23 protein-coding genes are annotated in these 19,870 nt (G+C 44.2%); 1 reads left to right on the top strand and 22 read right to left on the bottom strand.

The annotated features are described in order from the left end of the window. Positions 1-4 precede the first annotated feature (4 nt). From urtB to KXD37_RS08125, 14 genes are all read right to left on the bottom strand, one after another. Positions 5-907 (bottom strand): urea ABC transporter permease subunit UrtB, encoded by a 903-nt coding sequence (gene urtB, locus KXD37_RS08190; RefSeq protein ID WP_263463475.1) that lies wholly within the window; start codon positions 905-907, stop codon positions 5-7. A 32-nt stretch (positions 908-939) separates the two neighbouring features. Further along, on the bottom strand, positions 940-2,196 hold the full coding sequence (gene urtA / locus KXD37_RS08185) for an urea ABC transporter substrate-binding protein (protein WP_263463474.1): 1,257 nt from the start codon (positions 2,194-2,196) through the stop codon (positions 940-942). A gap of 199 nt (positions 2,197-2,395) precedes the next feature. Continuing rightward, positions 2,396-2,584: a CsbD family protein gene (locus tag KXD37_RS08180; RefSeq protein ID WP_263463473.1), complete on the bottom strand. Its 189-nt coding sequence runs from the start codon at positions 2,582-2,584 to the stop codon at positions 2,396-2,398. Between the two features lie 73 nt (positions 2,585-2,657). Further along, positions 2,658-3,137, bottom strand: a complete 480-nt coding sequence (locus tag KXD37_RS08175) for a hypothetical protein (RefSeq protein WP_024123147.1) — start codon at positions 3,135-3,137, stop codon at positions 2,658-2,660. Positions 3,138-3,334: 197 nt separating this feature from the next. Further along, positions 3,335-4,468 carry a tetratricopeptide repeat protein gene (locus tag KXD37_RS08170; protein WP_263463471.1) on the bottom strand — a complete coding sequence of 378 codons (1,134 nt, stop codon included), beginning with the start codon at positions 4,466-4,468 and terminating at the stop codon, positions 3,335-3,337. 203 nt (positions 4,469-4,671) lie between these two features. Beyond that, positions 4,672-5,697 (bottom strand): GTP 3',8-cyclase MoaA, encoded by a 1,026-nt coding sequence (gene moaA / locus KXD37_RS08165; protein WP_095712818.1) that lies wholly within the window; start codon positions 5,695-5,697, stop codon positions 4,672-4,674. Next, positions 5,694-6,500 carry a formate dehydrogenase accessory sulfurtransferase FdhD gene (fdhD, locus tag KXD37_RS08160; protein ID WP_106019713.1) on the bottom strand — a complete coding sequence of 269 codons (807 nt, stop codon included), beginning with the start codon at positions 6,498-6,500 and terminating at the stop codon, positions 5,694-5,696. The genes moaA and fdhD overlap by 4 nt, the downstream gene beginning before the upstream one ends. A gap of 99 nt (positions 6,501-6,599) precedes the next feature. Beyond that, positions 6,600-6,761: a hypothetical protein gene (locus KXD37_RS08155; RefSeq protein WP_010332220.1), complete on the bottom strand. Its 162-nt coding sequence runs from the start codon at positions 6,759-6,761 to the stop codon at positions 6,600-6,602. Between the two features lie 90 nt (positions 6,762-6,851). Beyond that, positions 6,852-7,526 (bottom strand): vWA domain-containing protein, encoded by a 675-nt coding sequence (locus KXD37_RS08150; RefSeq protein WP_263463469.1) that lies wholly within the window; start codon positions 7,524-7,526, stop codon positions 6,852-6,854. 322 nt (positions 7,527-7,848) lie between these two features. Then, positions 7,849-8,532 (bottom strand): vWA domain-containing protein, encoded by a 684-nt coding sequence (locus tag KXD37_RS08145; protein WP_024123154.1) that lies wholly within the window; start codon positions 8,530-8,532, stop codon positions 7,849-7,851. Positions 8,533-8,956: 424 nt separating this feature from the next. Next, on the bottom strand, positions 8,957-9,988 hold the full coding sequence (gene spoIID, locus KXD37_RS08140) for a stage II sporulation protein D (RefSeq protein ID WP_024123155.1): 1,032 nt from the start codon (positions 9,986-9,988) through the stop codon (positions 8,957-8,959). A gap of 193 nt (positions 9,989-10,181) precedes the next feature. Continuing rightward, positions 10,182-11,492, bottom strand: coding sequence for a UDP-N-acetylglucosamine 1-carboxyvinyltransferase (gene murA / locus KXD37_RS08135; protein WP_024123156.1), 1,311 nt, complete (start codon positions 11,490-11,492; stop codon positions 10,182-10,184). Positions 11,493-11,525: 33 nt separating this feature from the next. Beyond that, positions 11,526-12,266 (bottom strand): YwmB family TATA-box binding protein, encoded by a 741-nt coding sequence (locus KXD37_RS08130; RefSeq protein WP_106019715.1) that lies wholly within the window; start codon positions 12,264-12,266, stop codon positions 11,526-11,528. 142 nt (positions 12,267-12,408) lie between these two features. Next, positions 12,409-12,639, bottom strand: a complete 231-nt coding sequence (locus KXD37_RS08125; RefSeq protein WP_024123158.1) for a DUF1146 family protein — start codon at positions 12,637-12,639, stop codon at positions 12,409-12,411. Positions 12,640-12,816: 177 nt separating this feature from the next. On the opposite strand from KXD37_RS08125, the gene KXD37_RS08120 reads away from it, so the two are divergent. Beyond that, positions 12,817-13,290, top strand: a complete 474-nt coding sequence (locus KXD37_RS08120) for a hypothetical protein (RefSeq protein ID WP_044159725.1) — start codon at positions 12,817-12,819, stop codon at positions 13,288-13,290. Between the two features lie 33 nt (positions 13,291-13,323). Here KXD37_RS08120 and KXD37_RS08115 read toward each other — a convergent pair whose 3' ends face one another. The 8 genes from KXD37_RS08115 to atpB all read right to left on the bottom strand — a co-directional run bounded on the left by KXD37_RS08115 (position 13,324) and on the right by atpB (position 19,864). After that, positions 13,324-13,722, bottom strand: coding sequence for a F0F1 ATP synthase subunit epsilon (locus tag KXD37_RS08115; protein WP_010332228.1), 399 nt, complete (start codon positions 13,720-13,722; stop codon positions 13,324-13,326). 23 nt (positions 13,723-13,745) lie between these two features. Next, positions 13,746-15,167, bottom strand: a complete 1,422-nt coding sequence (gene atpD, locus KXD37_RS08110; RefSeq protein ID WP_024123162.1) for a F0F1 ATP synthase subunit beta — start codon at positions 15,165-15,167, stop codon at positions 13,746-13,748. 25 nt (positions 15,168-15,192) lie between these two features. Further along, positions 15,193-16,053 carry an ATP synthase F1 subunit gamma gene (gene atpG / locus KXD37_RS08105; RefSeq protein WP_010332230.1) on the bottom strand — a complete coding sequence of 287 codons (861 nt, stop codon included), beginning with the start codon at positions 16,051-16,053 and terminating at the stop codon, positions 15,193-15,195. A gap of 76 nt (positions 16,054-16,129) precedes the next feature. Continuing rightward, entirely contained in the window at positions 16,130-17,638 is a 1,509-nt protein-coding gene (atpA, locus tag KXD37_RS08100) for a F0F1 ATP synthase subunit alpha (RefSeq protein WP_263463468.1), read from the bottom strand. A gap of 16 nt (positions 17,639-17,654) precedes the next feature. Continuing rightward, entirely contained in the window at positions 17,655-18,200 is a 546-nt protein-coding gene (locus KXD37_RS08095; RefSeq protein ID WP_188323344.1) for a F0F1 ATP synthase subunit delta, read from the bottom strand. Continuing rightward, a complete protein-coding gene (gene atpF / locus KXD37_RS08090; RefSeq protein WP_024123166.1) occupies positions 18,197-18,709 on the bottom strand; it encodes a F0F1 ATP synthase subunit B in 513 nt (170 codons plus the stop codon). The genes KXD37_RS08095 and atpF overlap by 4 nt, the downstream gene beginning before the upstream one ends. A 162-nt stretch (positions 18,710-18,871) precedes the next feature. Then, on the bottom strand, positions 18,872-19,084 hold the full coding sequence (gene atpE / locus KXD37_RS08085; protein WP_044159733.1) for a F0F1 ATP synthase subunit C: 213 nt from the start codon (positions 19,082-19,084) through the stop codon (positions 18,872-18,874). A 45-nt stretch (positions 19,085-19,129) separates the two neighbouring features. Further along, positions 19,130-19,864, bottom strand: a complete 735-nt coding sequence (gene atpB, locus KXD37_RS08080; RefSeq protein WP_024123167.1) for a F0F1 ATP synthase subunit A — start codon at positions 19,862-19,864, stop codon at positions 19,130-19,132. Positions 19,865-19,870: the final 6 nt, after the last annotated feature.

Raw genomic sequence — 19,870 nt, 5'->3', positions numbered from 1 at the left:
CCCCCTAATCAAGTAATCTCGTTCTGACGCTTGCGAGACCCGAAGGCCGCCATTGCAGAAAGAGAATAATAAACGCAAACACCACAACCTTGGCTATGGTGGCGCTTGCCGAATACTCCACAAATGTACTGAGTAATCCCACCAGCACAGCCCCGATAATCGTCCCTTTTAATTTTCCGATACCGCCTAAAATGACAATCATAAAAGCATCGACCAGATAGGACGAACCGAGAGTAGGCCCGATTGACCCCAGCAATGTGAGTGAGCTCCCCGCAATACCGGCCAGCCCGCTTCCGAGCGCAAAAGCCAATGTATCTGTTTTTCTCACAGATACACCAAGACAGGATGCCATACTCCGGTTCAGTGTAACAGCCTGCATCCTCCGCCCCGCCGGAGTTTTAAACAAATAGAATCCCAGCAGCGCAAGCGTAAAAAGAACAAGCGCCAAAATAAACAGCCTTTTATATGGAAAAGTGACCGAAAACAGCGTCACTCCTCCCGACAGCCACTCAGGAGACTGAACAGCGACATTCGGCGCGCCAAAAATCGATCTGGCCGCCTGCTGAAGGATCAAGCTTACCCCCCATGTTGCCAAAAGGCTGTCGAGCGGACGGTCATATAATCGTCTGATAATCACTTTTTCAATGACAATGCCAAGCAATGCCGCAACTGTAAACGACATGATGACCGCAATAAAAAAGTAATAGGAAAAGAGAGAAGCCGGCAAATAGCTTAAAAACAGCTGCTGAATAACATATGTCGTGTAGGCTCCCGCCATCATCAGCTCACCGTGCGCCATATTCATAATGTTCATCAAACCGAATGTAACGGCCAATCCAATCGCAATGAGAATCAAAATAGAACCGAGACTGATCCCGTTAAATAATTGAGTCACGACAACAGACATGTTCCGCCTCCTCTCCCGCAAATGGCTTTGATTTATTTAGATAACCCCTTTGCCCAGTCGTACGTTTTTAAATACGGATCAGGTTTTACCGGATCACCTGAGTTCCATACTTCTTTAAACTGTCCATCCCCCGTGATTTGCCCGATTCTAACTGTTTTGTAAAGATGCTGTGTATCCCCATCGATTTTCACTGTGCCGCCCGGGGCCTTAAATGTAATCCCGTCAGCCGCTTTCTTCACTTTATCGATCTCAAAGGACTTGGCTTTTTCAACGGCTGCCGCCCAGAGATACACCGCATTATAGCCGGCTTCAATCGGATCACTGGTCACCCTCTTATCTCCGTTCTGCTTTTTATAATTCTTCACGAATGTCTGATTTTCGTTTGTATTGGTTGTCTGGAAGTAATTCCACACCGCATAATGCCCTTTTAGCACATCAGGACCGATCCCCCGAATTTCTTCCTCTGCGACACTCGCCGACATGACAGGAATTTCATCAGCTGTCACACCCGCATCTATCAGCTGCTTAAAAAATGCCACATTGCTGTCGCCGTTTAATGTGTTAAAAATAACATCCGGCTGCTTTTCATTGATTTTGCTGACCAGCGTACTGTAATTCGTGTGGCCGACCGGCGTATACTCTTCACCGGCAACTTCTCCCCCAGCAGCTTTTACTTGCGCTTTAATGATTTTATTGGCTGTTCTCGGGAACACATAATCCGAGCCGATCAGAAAGAATGTCTTGCCTTTATTCTTCAGCAGCCAATCGACAGCCGGCACGATTTGCTGATTTGTCGTTGCTCCGGTATAAAAAATATGAGGCGATGACTCCATGCCTTCGTATTGCACCGGATAGAACAGCAGCCCGTTATTTTGCTCCACAACCGGGAGCATCGCCTTGCGGCTCGCTGATGTCCACCCTCCGAATACAGCCGCCGCTTTGTCCTGCTGAAGCAGCTTTCTCATTTTTTCGGCATATGCAGGCCAGTCAGAAGCCCCGTCCTCCACGACGGGTTCAAGCTTTTTGCCGAGAACGCCGCCTTTTTGGTTGATTTCATGAATAGCCAGCAGCTCTGCATCATGGACGGATACCTCGCTGATTGCCATTGTCCCGCTTAATGAGTGAAGAATCCCAACCTTCACTGAATCCCCGCTTGTGTCAATTTCAACTGTTTTTTTCGCATCTCCGCTGGCTTCCGACACTTTCTTCGGCGCCGTACATCCCGTGATAAGAATCGTGATAAGAAACATCAGAAAGACACCCTGTATTCTAACCCCTTTGCTTTTCATCCAGAACCTCCTTTGTCTGATTGAGTCAACTGATGTCATAAAAGTTAACAACTTATGTCATTTATTATATAGAACAGGCGCATTACTTTAAAGAATATTTAAAAAATTTAGATACTTTAACCAAATCGATTGTCTTTTTTGTTATATTTATTCACATAAAAAAAGGCAAGAAACAATGTTTCTTGCCTTGCCGATCTGATTAATCTTTATCTGTGAATTTATCCTTCGCTTCACCGATACCCTTTTGGACCTCGCCTTTTGCCTTATCTTTTTTGCCTTCAGCCTGCATATCCGTTTTGTCGGTCATATCTCCAACTTTATCCTTCACTTCTCCCTTGGCTTTATTTAAGCCGCCTTTCATTTTATCTTTTACACTATCGTTACTCATGTGTAATTCTCTCCCTTCATTTATGTGTGTACTTGTTACCTTCCCGATCTGAGCAGCGGTAAACATTTGAATATTATTTATCGATTTCATAACGCTCTCCGTAACGGAGCACCTTGTAGAGCGCCAGCCCGTCAGATGATTTATTTTCTGAGTAACGGACCGGCAGCAGGGCAAAAAACACATAATACGTAGAAAAGTAGACAAACTGATAGAAAAACACATTTGGCTCCAATACACTGTGTATAATGAGCAAATTCACTGCGAAAATGGTTATTAAGTTAAACAGGCAGCCTCCGGCATAAACAAGTGCGTGTGAGAATCGGTTGTCGATCTTCAGCTCACCGTACCGGCAAAACGAATCCATAAAATAAATGGTTCTGACCTGTATCGGCCCAATCTTGAACAGTTTTTTGCCCATCCCGATATCCAATGAACCCTTCCCGCCAAAAACAAAAGCCATAAAGCTGTGCCCGGCAACATGTATAATAGATACAAGCGGCAGAACGATGAGGAAAGACCATAGAAACTTCACCATATCATCAAATCCAAACATTGAATTCCCCCTCACGCTTGTCATAAACAACAACACATATGCACTCCGCCATTTCTTGTTTCACAAAATCGCGGCTTCCATTCGTTTGTGTTCAAAAACAGTATGTAGCGATTTTTCCTGTTCTCCACGGAAATAAACGTCCCGATGCTCCCCTTTTTTTGTATAAAAAAAACCATCCGGCATCAGATGGTTTCGTCTTACACTTGATATAAACAGTCTTCCTTCAGAATCAGCGCTCTCATGCTGACCGCTTTTTCATAGAAAAACACCGCATCTTTATAGTTTTCATGAAGGCTGGAATATACAGCCGCATCCAGAGCAAATTCCTCAATATACACATACAGGGACTTGGCTTCCATATAATCAAATACCTCTTGAATCAAATCCATATTAACGGATTCCACATATAGAGCCTGCAGAAATTTATATTTTTCCAGACTGAAGCTGTCGTTTCGTTTTCGGGCGATGGCAATCCCTTTTTCATAATAATGCATAGCCGCCTGTTCAGCCTGTTTTTTGAAGAGTACACGCGTTAAGCTGAACAGCGCTTTCGGGAGCTGCTCCAGCTGGTGTTCCTCAAAGACAGGAAGCGCTTTTTCAAAGTATGCAGCCGCCTGGTCCAGTTCTCCTTTTTCATCATAACAGTTCCCCATGTTGTAGAGGGCTGATCCGATCAAGCGGGGCTGTCCTTCCAGTAAAGCCAAACGATAAGCGTCATCGAGATGCTCGAGCGCTTTTTCATAATTTCTGTAGTCTATATAGTTCCCTGATATGACAAAATGGCATTGAATTCTTCTGACCCTGTAAAAATCATGAGCCTTGTAGGTCTCAAGCGCCTGTATCGCATGATTCATGGAAAAGTGGGTCTGCTTCATAATATAAAATACTTCCGCTACTTTAAAATGAAATTCCGCTCTTTCAATATCATCCTCTACAAACGCAAGCATTTTCTCAGCTTTCCGATAGAAAGATATGGCTGAGATATAATTGTTCTGTTCAAATTCATACATCCCTCTGAACAAATGAAAATAATACTCAGATAATCCCGAGATGCTGTCCTTGCTGCTTTCCAGCCTCTCGATCAATTCACGATATTGGAGCTGAGATTCCTCGTGCAGGTCGGGCTTTACATAATCAAGCATAATTTGATGACGGTAGCTGATCAGCTGATAGTACAACAGAAGCAGCTGATCCTCTTCCATATGTTCTATATCATGATCAATCTCTTCCTTCAGCTGAACGGCATCAGCCACTTGAAATGCTAAAATGTGCTTATACCACTGATTGATTTTCACTCCTACTTGAGATGACGGGATCTCGTAAGCGGCCATGCCTCTCCAACCCTTTCTATGAACTAGTGGTTATATTTTATCATATTGTATGGCTTTAGAATTAAAATTTCTTCCAGTGATTCCTTCTTTTTGCCTATCCTTATATTTTTCGGTTTCTGATTGGATTTTTTGCACTTTTTGGCGCATTACAGTTTTTGACACAAAAAAAGCTTACCGGACTTAGCCGATAAGCTTTTATCATATTAACCGCCAATATAAGACATTTCCACTTTCTTTTTGCCCGCTGTTTTTGAAAGAGTCCGGTCAACTGAATATTGGTCTATCCGATTCTTCCACACTGTGCCGATCATCGCTGTCAGCTCGCCATCACTTAATCCCTGCCGAACCGGCGCTCTGAGGTCATATCCGCTTGAAGCGAACAGGCAAGTAAACAACTCACCGCGCGCAGACAGGCGTGCCCTGTTACACGAGCCGCAGAACGCATCAGATACAGAAGAAATCACGCCGATTTCGCCAGATCCGTCCAAGTAGCGAAACCTTGAAGCAACTTCCCCTTTATAGTTAGGCGCGATCGGTTCAACCGGCATGTGTTCATTGATTACATCAATGATTTCCGCCTTTGTCATGACGTCTTTCTTTTCCCATTGGTTGGTGTTGCCGACGTCCATAAATTCGATGAATCTCAAGATATGCCCTTTTTCTTTAAAATAGCGCGCCATAGGCAGGATATCTTTTTCATTGACGCCCCTTTGGACGACCATGTTGATTTTAACGCCGAGCCCTGCTTGTTTCGCCGCTTCAATGCCTTCAAGCACCTTGCTGACAGAAACCCCTCGCCCGTTGATCATTTTAAAGCGTTCGTCCTCTAATGAATCAAGGCTGATGGTCACCCGTTTTAAACCGGCTTCTTTGAGCTTGTCGGCATAAACAGGCAGCAGCGACCCGTTTGTCGTCATCGCAATATCACGTAAACCTGGAATACGGGCCAGTTTTTTAATTAATTCGGGCATGTCCTTTCTCATGAGCGGCTCTCCGCCGGTCAAGCGGATTTTTTCCACTCCGAACCTGGTGACAAACAGCGCCGCAAGCCGTTCCAATTCCTCAAAAGAAAGCAGCTCCTCTTTCTTTAAAAAAGGATAATCCGGGCCGAATAATTCGGCTGGCATACAGTACGTGCATCGGAAGTTGCAGCGGTCTGTAACAGAAATGCGAAGGTCTCTGAGCGGTCTGTTCCTTTTATCTAACATCTGGCGAGATTCTGTATTCATTGCTGCAGCCCCTCCTGTCCCCCAATTCTCTCGGGATGTGTATATACATTAAAAGATCCGTTTCTCACAAAACCGATCGCTGTAATATTTAATTCTTCTGCCATTTGAATCGCAAGCTCTGTCGGGGCCGATTTTGAAATCACAATCGACACGCCGATTTTTGCCGCTTTTAACAGCACTTCTGATGAGATTCTGCCGCTGAAGACAATCAGTTTATCGCGAACAGACATCCCATTCAGCAGACAATGTCCGTATAATTTATCAAGCGCGTTGTGACGGCCGATATCTGTGCGCATCAAAAGCACTTTCTCCGTATCGCAAAGCGCCGCATTATGTACGCCTCCCGTCTCCTGAAACGTCCCGCTTTCTTTTTGCATATCCTTCATAAGCGCCAGACAAGTTTCAGGCGAAATCTTCATTTGACTGACAGCCGTCTTAGCGGTTTTGACATCCTGCTGAAAATAAAAATGGCGGCCCTTTCCGCAGCACGAGCCGATCACCCGTTTCGTATATTCCTGTTGATTCAATGTCTCAGGATAAATGAGATCGACATACACAAAACCGAGACTTTCATCTATTGTAAACCTCTTAATCTCTTTTTGAAATCGAATAACACCCTCAGATGCGAGAAATCCGATGACAAGCTCTTTGATATGCTCCGGCGTGCAAACGAGCGTGACAAACTCACTGCCGTTCACCATCACCGTCAACGGATATTCTGTCACCATCCGGTCGGTTTGCCTGCTCATTTCCCCTTGTTCATAACGCCATATCTCCCTGACCGCAGTTACTTTATCGTTCAATGTCTCTTCCCCTCCGCAATGTTCCTGCCTTTATATTTTTTCACACTCCTCAGATTTTGTCGAATCCTGTTATAAAAAAAGAGCCCATTCTAAAGGACTCTACGTTTGGTTATGCTGATTCTTTTTCAGGATCATAAACAGCACAAGAGCTGCGATCAAAGTGAGCATGCTGACAAAAAAGAAAGCTGCCAGTTTCAGAAAAACACCGAGCAATATGAAAACCACGGCGGCTATAAGAAATATCAGTCCTAACAATCTCATGTTTTCCACCCCTTTTACGGGTATCATTCCCGCCGGCCCTGTTTTTAAACCAATAGAAAAAGGCGCCTGGGGGAGCGCCTTTTCATTCGGTTACTCAGTAAATTTTTGTGCTTCTTTTTCCCAGGCCTGCTCGAATTCTTCCGCGCTGTCAGCTGAAATATATTCTCCGCCGCCAGCAACAGCCGCCTGTTTCATTTCCGCGTTTCCTTTCACATCAAAGTTGAAGCCGATAATATTTACAATCGTATCTACATTCGCTTCACGAAGCTTTTCAATTTCATCAGCAGGATTTCCGCCGCATGTTTCTTCACCGTCAGTGATTAAATACACCACGTTTTTCCCGTCTGCATCAAACGCTTCAAATTCTTTTCTTGTATCAGAAAGCGCTTTGGCAATTGGTGTCCAGCCGGTCGGTTTGATGCCGCTTAATGAATGGTCAAAGAGCGTTCCTTCATATGGATGAAGGCCGTAAATCGTTTCTGTTGTGCTGCATGAAAGAGCCTTTCCGGAAAGTTTATTGTTTCCCGCATGTCCAAAGACGCGAAGCATCAGATTTGTATCCTCAGGAAGCAGCTCGGCAAAAGACTTTACAGATTTTGTGGCAATGTCTATCTTTCGTTCTCCTCCTGTTTTTTGAACCATACTTCCGCTTCCATCAAACAGGACAGCTACATTCGTGTCGGCTTTTTTCTCAGCGGCAAAAGACGGTGACGCAATGGAGACAGTCAACAGTCCAATAATACCGGCAGTCAGTAATTTTTTCATGTTCAACTTCCTTTCTTTCTCATATTTTCCAACCATTTGTTGGATTCTTCTTTATGCTAGAATATGAAACCACAAAATGATATAGGGCAAGCTGCCTTTTATCTCCCTTTCACTTTCTATTCAAAATCACCGGAAACCTCAATATTTTTTAGCCATTTTCACCCAAAAAATATAGAAAGAATGTGACACCATTCATTCTTTCTTCTCCGTGATCAGGAGAGAAAAGCTGAAATCTGCTACTATGCTACAGGCGGTCAGCTGCTTACTTTTGAACGTTTTGTTAAAAACAAAAAAGAGGCTGACCTTTCAGCCTCTTTTTTTCTTATTTAGATAACATCAGTGATTGCTGAGTGAAAATTTTCTCAACATCTTTTTGCGTATAAGCAGGGAAATATTCTCCGCCGCCGACTTTAGCAATTGCGTTCAGCTGGCCTTTATACCCTTCTTTATAGTCAAATCCAATGACATTTACTGTGATGTTGTCTTTATGAAGTTCTTTTGCTGTTTTGATCGGATTGCCGCCGCATGTTTCCTCACCGTCTGTTAGCAGGTAAACGACTTTTTCTCCTTTTGCATCAAGCTGATCGAAAGAAGATTTTGCCTCGTTCAGCGCTTTTGCGATCGGTGTCCAGCCAGTCGGCCCGATTGTGTTAAGAGAATTGAGGAAGCTCTGTTCGTTAAAGCTTTGGAAGCCGTATACGTTGCGAATGGCTTCGCATGATTGAACTTTTCCGGAATTCTTATTGTTTCCTTCTGAACCAAACACACTCATTTTCACTTGAGTGTCCGCAGGCAGTGAGCTTGCAAACTTTGAAATTTCTTTTTTGGCTGAATTAAATTTAGATACACCGTCTATTCTTTTCGCCATGCTTCCGCTGGCATCAAGCAAAACCGCCACGTTTGCCGGAGCTTCAGCCTTCGGTTCTGTTTTTTCAGCAGCAAAAGCAGGTGACGTCAGTCCAAATAGCAATCCTGTCATCATGATCAGTGAAAATCTTTTCTTCATGTTCGTGCCCCTTTTCAAGTTTGTTTCTGCGTGCAGATGTTCAACGCTGAACATAACTAATCGTAATCGACAAAAACAGAGAAATAAATAGGGCGGGCTTCCCCATTGCCGCTGTTTACTTTTGCATAGAAACCTTTGTTTTTATTAGTGATTTCCGCCTAACAGCAAAATGAAAAATCATGATTGTCAGCCTTTCGCCTTTCGTTATATGAGTCTGTCGAAGTCTGTCGATCAATGTGGATTACTTTACCACAATCTCAGTGTCAGCAAATATGAAAAAGGAACTGATTCCCTCATCATCATATAGGCTATAAAATACGCAGGAGGCCTTTAGAAGGTCTTTAACCGCTCTTACATAAAAATAGACTAAGGAACAGAATATACGCTTAAAAACGGCAAAAAAGACGCTTTATGAAGCGTCTTTTTATTTCTTCGCCATATATTTATTTAAAAACGAATCGGCGGTTGAAACCTGTGTTCCTTGATAATAGTACTTCACAATCTCATCAACTGTTTTGCCCTCTTTCGCCATAAAATTGGCTCCATACTGGCTCATTCCCACACCGTGTCCAAAGCCTTTTGTGGTAATGGTAATGGTGTCTCCGTTTCGTTTCCATTCAAAATCAGCTGAATTGAGGCCTAGCTTTTCGCGTATGTCCCTTCCTTTCAGCGTCTTGCCGTTAATGACGGCTGTTGCCACCTGATGGCCCGGTGTCTCTCCGGTAATTTTTCCGACTGTATTTGACCCATTCAGCTGGACGCCAAGCTTTTGTTCAAATTGCGCCACTGTAAAGGTTTTGGTGGCCTTATACTTCGGAGACTTTTTATCCCAAGAGCTTTTGACGCTTTTTAAATAAGGAATGGCACTTGTCCAATATGCTTCCGCATTTTCTGTATAACCGTTGCTTGTGGAGAAAAAGGAGGCTTCAATCGGCTGGTTGTTGTACGTTAAGATTTTGCCTTGCGTACTGGCAACCGCATCTGTGATTTTTTTCAGCTTTGCTTCATAATCTGCGCCCCACTGATTCTTCAGCTCCGCTTTGCTTTTGTACACCTGGAACATCTGAGTATCATCCACCAGCGAGCCTTTAGGGGCCTCTACTGCAGAATTTGAAACCATCAGTCTGACAATAAACGTTCTTGCGGCGAGAGCCTGAGCCTTCAGCGCTTCAGGTTCAAAGGTAGCCGGCATTTCGGAGGCGACGACTCCGATGACATACTCTTCAAGCGGAATATCTTCTACGGATTGATTGGCGGTTCGATAGACTGGAATAGAAACAGGCGATGCTTTCAATGTTTCCGCTCCTTTTGATTCTTGTATCGTGTTGACTGCTGTCTTTCCTGATTCTCCTCTGGCCCCGGCTTCTTTATTATGCTGAAACGGGATCACTAAGAGTGTGGGGACCAAGAGAATCAATGCACATAGTACGGATAGTGTGATTGCGAATTGTTTCATATTCAGCTGCCTCCTGCTCGGGATTCGACTCTAGTCTAGTCTATGGGCAGGGACAAGCTAATATGACTCTCCTTTTGGACAGAAACTTTATTTGTCATTTACGTATTCTTTTTTACTATTTTGCGCATAATGATGATAATACACTAAAAATAAAAAACCAGTATGCCAGAATGACATACTGATTTTCAATCCTTTATGCGTTTAAGTCTGAGACAACTTCTTTGCTTTCTTGCTCAGAAGCAGACTCATCGTTTACACGTTCGATGTCTGCGCCAAGACCGGCAAGCTTCTGATGGAAATCAACATAACCGCGGTCTAAGTGTTTCAGTTCAGTAACACGTGTATGACCTTCAGCCACTAACCCCGCAAGAATCAACGCTGCGCCTGCACGCAAGTCAGTAGCTGCAACTTCAGCTCCTTGAAGCTGTACAGGGCCGTTAATAATCACAGAACGACCTTCAATCTTGATATCACCATTCATACGGCGGAATTCTTCCGCATGCATAAAACGGTTTTCAAAAACAGTTTCCGTAATCATGCTTGTGCCGCTTGCACGAAGCAGAAGCGCCATCATTTGTGACTGCATATCAGTCGGGAATCCAGGGTGAGGCATTGTTTTAATGTCGATCGGTTTCAGTTCTTTCGGACCGATCACACGAAGGCCTTCTCCTTCATCCTTAATCGTAACACCCATCTCTTCCATTTTTGCGATTAAAGAAGTGAGGTGTTCAGGAACCGCTCCTTTAACTAAAACATTTCCTTCAGTGATTGCAGCGGCAACCATGAATGTGCCCGCTTCAATACGGTCAGGTATAATATGGTGTCTTACGCCGTGAAGCTTGTCGACTCCTTCAATTTTAATGGTGCCGGTGCCCGCTCCGCGGATTTTTCCGCCCATGCCGTTGATATAGTTTGCTAAATCAACGATTTCAGGCTCTTTCGCCACGTTCTCAAGCGTTGTTGTCCCTTCAGCTAAAGCAGCTGCCATAATCAGGTTTTCTGTTGCTCCCACACTTGGGAAATCCAGATAGATTTTTGCGCCTTGCAGACGGCCTTTTACTTCAGCTTCAATGAAGCCATTACCGACTTTAATTTCTGCGCCCATTGCTTCAAAACCTTTTAAATGCTGGTCTATTGGTCTAGATCCAATTGCGCATCCGCCCGGAAGCGCTACTCTTGCATGACCTGTACGCGCAAGAAGCGGTCCCATGACAAGCACAGACGCACGCATTTTACGCACATATTCAAAAGGTGCTTCAGTTTGCAAAGCGTATGAAGCATTTACAGTGACTTCATTATTCTCAAAATGCACATCTGCTCCTAAATGACGCAACACTTCATTAATTGTATATACATCGGAGAGCGTAGGTACATCACAAATTACGCTTTTTTCTTCACTTGCTAATAAAGATGCAGCGATAACTGGTAAAACGGCATTTTTAGCGCCTTCAACTTTGACTGTGCCGTTTAACTTTTGACCGCCGCGGACGATGATTTTTTCCAAGGTATTCCCCTCCGCGTCCCTAAATTCTCTATATTAATATTCAGTCGTAACGATTGGTGTGCCAACCGTAACGATATGTTTTCCGCCCATTCCTGCACTTCTAAGTGCAATTTGCAAATTCATTTTATGTTCTGAGGTCATGATAGACTCTTTCCACTCATCTGTATACGCAGAAATAGAAACGAAACTTGGCTCAACTACATGTTCAACAGATCTTGCTTGAAATTCATTTAATAACTGATTTGCTTTTTTTTGCAAAACAATATTCATATTATCATCTAAATGACCATTTAGACAAGTAAAAATAACTACTTTTTCTTGGAATATCCCGAGTGCCTGCCGTTCAAACTGTTCATATGTATCATTCCAGCTAATCGGTGTCTCAAGACTCATTTGCTCATATAATAAATACGAAGTTGGGTTGTGTTTTTTGAGGGTTGTGACAAGCTGCAGTTTAAAAGAAGTATGATTTTTTTTGTCAGTATACGTGCCAATGGCCTTTACTATTTGGTCTTCCTGTGCAAGTGCCCAATTATATTGACGATACTCTGATTTTAAACGTTGCACTTTTTGATAAAATTCTTTTTCGGTCAGAGACATATTTTGTTTTGCATGCAAAGTCCACTTATCAATTGACACATTCTGGCGTTCCATTCCCTCTGCAATTTGTGCTAATGGCGTTAACTCACTCGCATGAATCGTATGGAAAACAGCAATGACGAAACTTAATACAACAGATACAATAATAGCATAGCTTACTTGTTTTTTCTTCATTATGATCTCTCCCCCTAATCTCCAGTTTTACCGGAGGCAAGGGGTGCCATACGTGGAATTCTTCGTCAAAACTCGCGTGATTTCAGGAAGCGATTTAACCCGCTTCCCCAGCCATTCCCATGTTTTCGGCAATCAAAACCTATCAAAATAAATAGGGAAGCTGCTGTGAATAATTAAGGTAATCCAAAAAGAAGTTTCCGACAGTCGTTCCGATTGCAATGGTCAGCAAAATCATTAGAAGTCTTGCCTGCAGGACTTTGCCTTTTCTGATTAACGGATCAATATTGACGGCTTGAAGCGCCCACCAAGTGACCGCGATAAAAATCAAGTGAACGATAATGCCAATTGCAGCCTGCTGTCCCAATACGCTCATCTATACGCACTCCTTTCATCCATTCTCCGCTTTATACCCTTTCTTATTATATAAGAAGAAGAGATAAAGATGATACATTTTATACAGAACGGAATATTCATCCAAAACTAGGGCTAATCCCCGCTTAAACAGCGGCTCTTTTGCATGGTATACTTTTTTGGAAAGGAGCTGGCAATTATGAATCATTCATTTTTTCAGCCTGAAAAGCAATATGGTGAGGACTTGCCTGTATTTGAGCAGGAATGGGAAGCAATTGCATTCTATTATGATTATAGACAGTCACAGATTGAAGAACTGAATGAATTGTGTCAGTTTTATAACATTTCTCTCACCCAAACGAGAGAAAGCCTCGAAGAGCTTGAACATCTTTATTTTCAAAGCATACAAGAGCTTTTGCTTGCTGATTGGAATCTTCCTATTGAAGAATTTGAGAAGATGATCAGTGTTTATCTTATAGATTGTGTGATTGCCCATCACGAAGATGCCGAATGGATCGTAAAGCCTTATCCGTATACAGACGGGGCTTATACAATGGGCTTTAGAAGACACCGTAAATCATGGCATACCGTGAATTGCTGTGATCGTTTATACTTGCGTCAAAAAGAGAGTCAGCCGCTGCTGTCACTGTTTGATTCTCTTGTGCAGTCATAAAAAAATCCTTCTCATGAAGAGAAGGATTTTTTATTATTTCCCTGCTACATCCAATCTGTTCAAAGCCCGCTGTAATGCAAGCTCAGCCCGACGAATGTCAGTATCATCTGATTGAGAATTCAAACGCTCCTGCGCCCGCTGACGTGCAGCTTCTGCGCGCTCTTTATCGATGCCTTCCGCTGTCTCAGCAGTTTGGGCAAGGATGGTCACCTGATCAGGACGAACTTCTATAAATCCGCCGCTGACGGCAACCAATTCAGTCTGTCCGTCTTTTTTCAGACGAACAGCGCCGATTTTAAGAGGAGCCACGGTTGGAATATGACCTGGCAAAATACCGAGATCGCCGCTTTCGGCTCTCACACTCACCATTTCGATATTCGCATCGTATACTGGGCCGTCGGGAGTAACGATATTGACTTGAACGGTCTTCATGCTTTTACCCTCCTAGGACCAGTTTAAACTTCTACACCCATTTCTTTTGCTTTCTCAATAACTTCTTCGATACGGCCTACAAGACGGAACGCATCTTCAGGAAGATGGTCGTATTTGCCGGCTAAGATTTCTTTGAAACCTTGAACCGTTTCTTTTACAGGCACGTAAGAACCTTTTTGTCCAGTGAACTGTTCAGCCACGTGGAAGTTTTGAGAAAGGAAGAACTGAATGCGGCGTGCGCGTTGAACGACAAGTTTATCTTCGTCACTCAATTCATCCATACCGAGAATCGCAATGATATCTTGAAGCTCTTTGTATCGCTGAAGCGTTGATTGAACTTCACGGGCTACCGCATAATGCTCTTCTCCAACGATTTCTGGAGCAAGGGCGCGTGATGTAGAAGCCAACGGATCAACCGCAGGGTAGATACCCATCTCAGTTAACTTACGCTCAAGGTTTGTTGTCGCATCCAAGTGAGCGAACGTCGTTGCCGGCGCCGGGTCAGTGTAGTCATCGGCAGGCACGTAGATCGCCTGGATAGATGTAACGGATCCAACGTTTGTAGACGTGATACGCTCTTGAAGCTGACCCATTTCAGTTGCAAGCGTCGGCTGATAACCAACCGCAGAAGGCATACGGCCGAGAAGGGCAGAAACCTCTGAACCCGCTTGTGTGAAACGGAAGATGTTATCGATGAAGAACAGGACGTCCTGTCCTTGCTCATCACGGAAATGCTCAGCCATTGTAAGACCTGTCAGTGCAACACGCATACGTGCGCCCGGCGGCTCGTTCATTTGTCCGAATACCATGGCTGTTTTGTTGATTACGCCAGAGTCGCTCATCTCGTAGAAAAGGTCGTTCCCTTCACGAGTACGCTCTCCTACGCCGGCGAATACAGAGATACCGCCGTGCTCTTGCGCGATGTTGTTGATCAATTCCTGGATTAATACGGTTTTACCTACACCGGCACCGCCGAACAATCCAATCTTACCGCCCTTGATGTATGGAGCAAGCAAGTCAACAACTTTAATTCCTGTTTCAAGGATTTCAACTTCTGTTGAAAGCTGATCAAATGAAGGAGCCTGTCTGTGAATCGGGTCTTTCTTCGCATCCGCAGGAACCGGCTCATTTAAATCAATATTTTCTCCGAGTACGTTAAATACACGGCCGAGTGTCACATTACCAACCGGAACTGAAATCGGCGCTCCCATATCGACAGCTTCCATTCCGCGCTGAACGCCATCCGTAGATGCCATTGCGATTGTACGGACTGTGTCATCGCCTAAATGAAGAGCGACCTCAAGCGTCAAATCAATACCTACTTCGTTTTCACTTCCAGCCGGCTGTGAAATTTTAATCGCATTATATATTTCAGGTAAGTGACCGTCTTCAAAACGTACGTCGACAACTGGTCCTAATACCTGGCTAACGCGTCCTTTCTTCATCGCTATCCCTCCTGACAAAATCTTTCTATTCTAAAGCGGCTGCTCCGCCGACAATTTCCGTAATTTCTTGTGTGATCGCTGCTTGGCGAGCGCGGTTGTAAGAAAGCGAAAGTGAATCGATAAGATCCTTCGCATTGTCTGTCGCGTTTTTCATCGCCGTCATTCTTGCAGCATGTTCACTTGCTTTACTGTCAAGAAGCGCTCCGAAGATTAAGCTTTCTGCGTATTGAGGAAGCAAAACCTCCAGAACCTCCTCTTCAGACGGTTCAAATTCATAAGACGCCGTTCTTTTTCCGCCGCCGCCCAAATCAGATAGCGGCAGAAGTTTTTTCTCCGTCACTTCTTGAGAAATGGCGCTGACATAATGGTTATATACAAGGTGCAATTCATCAAATGCACCGTCTATAAACATTTGAATCGTTTGACGGGCAAGGTCCTTAATTTCTGAAAACGACACTTCGTCTCCAAGTCCTGTTAACTCAGAAATGATCGGAATGTCGCGTTTTTTAAAGAAATCACGGCCCACTCGTCCGATAACGATCACTGCATACTCATCCTTAGACTGATGACGTTCTTGAATGGCCTGATAAGCACTTCGTAAAACCGAACTGTTAAAAGCGCCAGCAAGACCGCGGTCAGATGTAATGACGAGGTATGCCGTCTTTTTCACTTCTCTGCTGAGAAGCATCGGATGTTTCGCGCTGCCGGATACTTTTCCGACATTTGATACAACCTCTTGGATCTTATCCATATATGGCACAAATGATTTTGCATTGTTTTCAGCACGATTCAGCTTAGCTGCAGATACCATCTGCATGGCTTTTGTAATCTGGCTCGTTTTTTTCGTTGACGTGATCCTTGACTTAATATCGCGTAATGAGGCCAAAGATTTCACCACCTTTTCTCTTCATTTGCGTAAAAAGAGAGAAAAAGAGAACCTTTTTCTCTCATCAGCATTCGAGTTAGTTGCTTGGTGCAAATGTGCGTTTGAAGCCTTCGATTGCAGTTGCGAAGTCTTCATCAGCAGGAAGGTTCCCTGTTTTCGCAATTCCGTCAAGCAGCTCTTTATGGTTTTGGTCAAGGTACATGTAGTACTCTTCTTCAAAACGTCTGATGTCCGCTACAGGAATATCATCAAGATATCCTTTTGTCAGCGCATAAAGAATGGCTACCTGTTTTTCAACCGGAAGCGGCTTGTTCAGATCCTGCTTCAGCACTTCAACTGTGCGCGCACCGCGGTTCAGTTTCGCCTGAGTCGCTTGGTCGAGGTCAGATCCGAATTGAGCGAATGCTTCCAGCTCACGGTATGATGCAAGATCAAGACGCAATGTTCCTGATACTTTTTTCATCGCTTTGATTTGCGCGGAACCGCCGACACGTGATACAGACAATCCGGCGTTGATCGCCGGGCGTACGCCTGAGAAGAACAAATCAGATTGCAGGAAGATCTGTCCGTCGGTGATGGAAATAACGTTTGTCGGGATATACGCTGAGATATCTCCGGCTTGAGTTTCTACGAACGGCAGAGCTGTAATTGATCCTGCGCCTTTCGCGTCGCTAAGCTTTGCTGCACGCTCAAGCAGACGGGAGTGAAGATAGAATACATCCCCCGGGAACGCTTCACGGCCTGGCGGACGGCGAAGAAGCAAGGACAGCTCACGGTAAGCAGCCGCTTGTTTAGAAAGATCATCGTATACAACAAGAACGTGCTTGCCATTGTACATAAATTCTTCTGCCATTGTAACCCCTGCATACGGAGCAAGGTACAGAAGCGGTGCCGGCTGTGACGCAGACGCCGTTACAACAATTGTATAATCAAGCGCGCCGTGTTTACGCAATGTTTCTACTACGCCGCGGACTGTAGATTCTTTTTGACCGATCGCTACATATACGCAGATCATGTCTTGGTCTTTTTGGTTTAAGATCGAATCGATCGCAACAGATGTTTTACCTGTTTGACGGTCACCGATGATCAACTCACGCTGGCCGCGGCCGATCGGAATCAGTGCATCAATTGCTTTTATACCAGTTTGAAGCGGTTCATGAACGGATTTACGGTCCATAACACCTGGTGCCTGGCTTTCGATCGGACGTGTTTTGCTTGTGAGGATCGGGCCAAGACCGTCTACCGGCTGACCTAACGGGTTCACAATACGGCCGATTAATTCTTCACCGACAGGAACCTCCATGATGCGGCCTGTTCTTTTTACTTCGTCCCCTTCACGGATCTCTGTGTAAGGTCCTAAGATAACGATACCTACGTTTGATTCTTCAAGGTTTTGAGCCATACCCAAAACGCCGTTTGAAAATTCAACAAGTTCACCGGCCATACAGTTGTCAAGACCGTGTACACGAGCGATACCGTCACCGACTTGGATGACTGTACCTACGTCATGAACTTCAATTTCAGATTGATAATTTTGTATTTGCTGTTTTATCAGCGTGCTAATCTCTTCAGCTTTGATGCTCACTTAGGTTTCACCCCTTCTATCGATTTTCCCCGGCAAGTTGACGTTCAATGCGCTGAAGCTTTCCGCTTACGCTGCCGTCAAAAATCCGGTTTCCAATGCGGACTTTAATGCCGCCTATTAAATCCGTCTGCACTTCATTTCTGATTCTCAGTGAAGCGACTCCGGCTTTTTTTGCAAACACTTGTGATAATGATGAAATTTCCGCATCCGTCAGCGGTTTAACTGAATATACAATCGCGTCTTCTGTTTGACGGGCCTCGTTTGCGAGTTTCACAAACTCATCTGTGAGATCAGGCACAATTGATGCCCGATGACGGTCAATCAAAAGAAAAATCGTATGGAGCACGGACTGTGATAAAGACACAAAAGCGTTTTGGATGAGTTCTTTTTTCTTTGCGCCCGGCACCTTCGGATGGTTTAACACATCATTTAGCGCTTTTTCATTTTGAAATACTTCTTTTACAACTTTTAGCTCTTCTTCCACCTGATTGAGCTGAGAGGACTCATTGGCAATATCGAAAAGAGCTGATGCATATCGTTTAGAGACAGCTGATCCACTCATCGGCTTTCTCCTACCTCTTTAAGATAGTCCTGGATCAATTTCTCTTGAGCCTGTTCATCCAGTTCTTTTTCGATCACTTTCGACGCAATCATGACAGAAAGAGACGCTACTTGCTCACGGAGAGCAGAAACCGCCTGTTCTTTTTCCTTCACGATTTCAGTTCTGGCTGCTTCTTTCAGACGTTCAGATTCTGCACGCGCAGCCTGAATAATCTCTTCTTTTTGGTTCTCTCCCAGTTTCTTCGCGTTTTCGATAAGCGTTTGGGATTCCTGTCTTGCTTCTTTTAACATAGCGCGCTGCTCATCAATAAGCTGCTGCGCTTCTTTATTTTTTTCTTCAGCAGACGTAATTTCTCCAGCGATATGATCTTCACGCTGTTTCATTATGTTTAATAGCGGCCCTAAAGCGTATTTCTTCAGAAGCGCTAATAAAATTAACATAGCTAACAGTTGGAACAGGATATCTCCGCCGTTAAACGACAGTCCTAGTTCAAGTGGTAATTGAGACATCTACTACGGCAACTCCCTTCTGCAGGTTTTTCTTTGCTGATCCAGCAGCCGCACTTGTCTCTTTTCAGCCGGCAAGGCGGGATGCTTATCAGACATAAAGCAATGGCGAAGGTTCTCTTGGAATGATCTTCGCCATTTTTAGTTCATATAAGGCTTTTATGCTTATCTAAAGAACGCTAAGAATGCGATAACGACAGCGATAATAGGAAGGGCCTCAACTAATGCGATACCCATGAACATAAGCGTTCTAAGTTCTTTACCTGCCTCCGGCTGACGGGCGATCCCCTCTACCGTACGTGAAACAATCAAACCGTTACCAATACCTGCACCAAGTGCGCCTAAACCAATTGCAATCGCAGCTGCTATTAAATTCATGAAAAAGTTCCTCCTTTAAAATGTTATCCGTTTGGATATAATGTTTTAATGATCATTACTGATTTTATGAGACATGTACACCATCGTCAGCATCGTAAAGATAAACGCCTGGATGGCACCTATAAATAAACTGAATGCCTGCCATGCCAGCATCGGCAGAATGGCACCGATTGTACCGACAAGTCCGAGAACCACGCTTTGCGAATAGAAGCTTGTCGCTAATCCCGCAAGCAGGCCGAGAAGAATCTCACCGGCGAAGATGTTACCGTAAAGCCGCAAACCGAGAGTCAGCGTATTCGCAAACTCTTCTATGATTTTCATCGGGAGCATGAACGGAACAGGTCTTAAATACTCCTTGGAATATTCCTTGAGCCCTTTCATCTTTACACCATAATAATGGGTTAAAGCGACGACCATTACGGCAAGCGTTAATGTAATGGCAGGGTCGGCTGTCGGAGATTTCCACCAGAGCTCATGTCCGATTGTGACAGAGAACGGCAGCCCCAGCATATTCGACACAAATATGTACATCAGCAATGTGACACCAAGTGCCAAGAAGTTAGCCCCTGTTTTCAAATCCATTGTACTGCCGATAATATTGCGGACAAAATCAACAATCCATTCCATAAAGTTCTGGGCTTTTCCGGGACGGATCGAAAGCGTTCTTGTGGTAAGGATGGCAATCAATAACACGATCACACTCGCCACAGTAATCATCAGAATGTTTGTCAGATTAAAAGTAAGTCCTAGAAATTCAATAGTTCTGTATTCATGATTCAAAGGGTT

The sequence above is a fragment of the Bacillus sp. XT-2 genome (assembly GCF_025696525.1).
In the GTDB taxonomy this organism is placed as follows: domain Bacteria; phylum Bacillota; class Bacilli; order Bacillales; family Bacillaceae; genus Bacillus; species Bacillus halotolerans.
The sequence above is the reverse complement of the archived record's forward strand: the minus strand, read 5'-3'. Positions and strand labels throughout refer to the sequence as shown.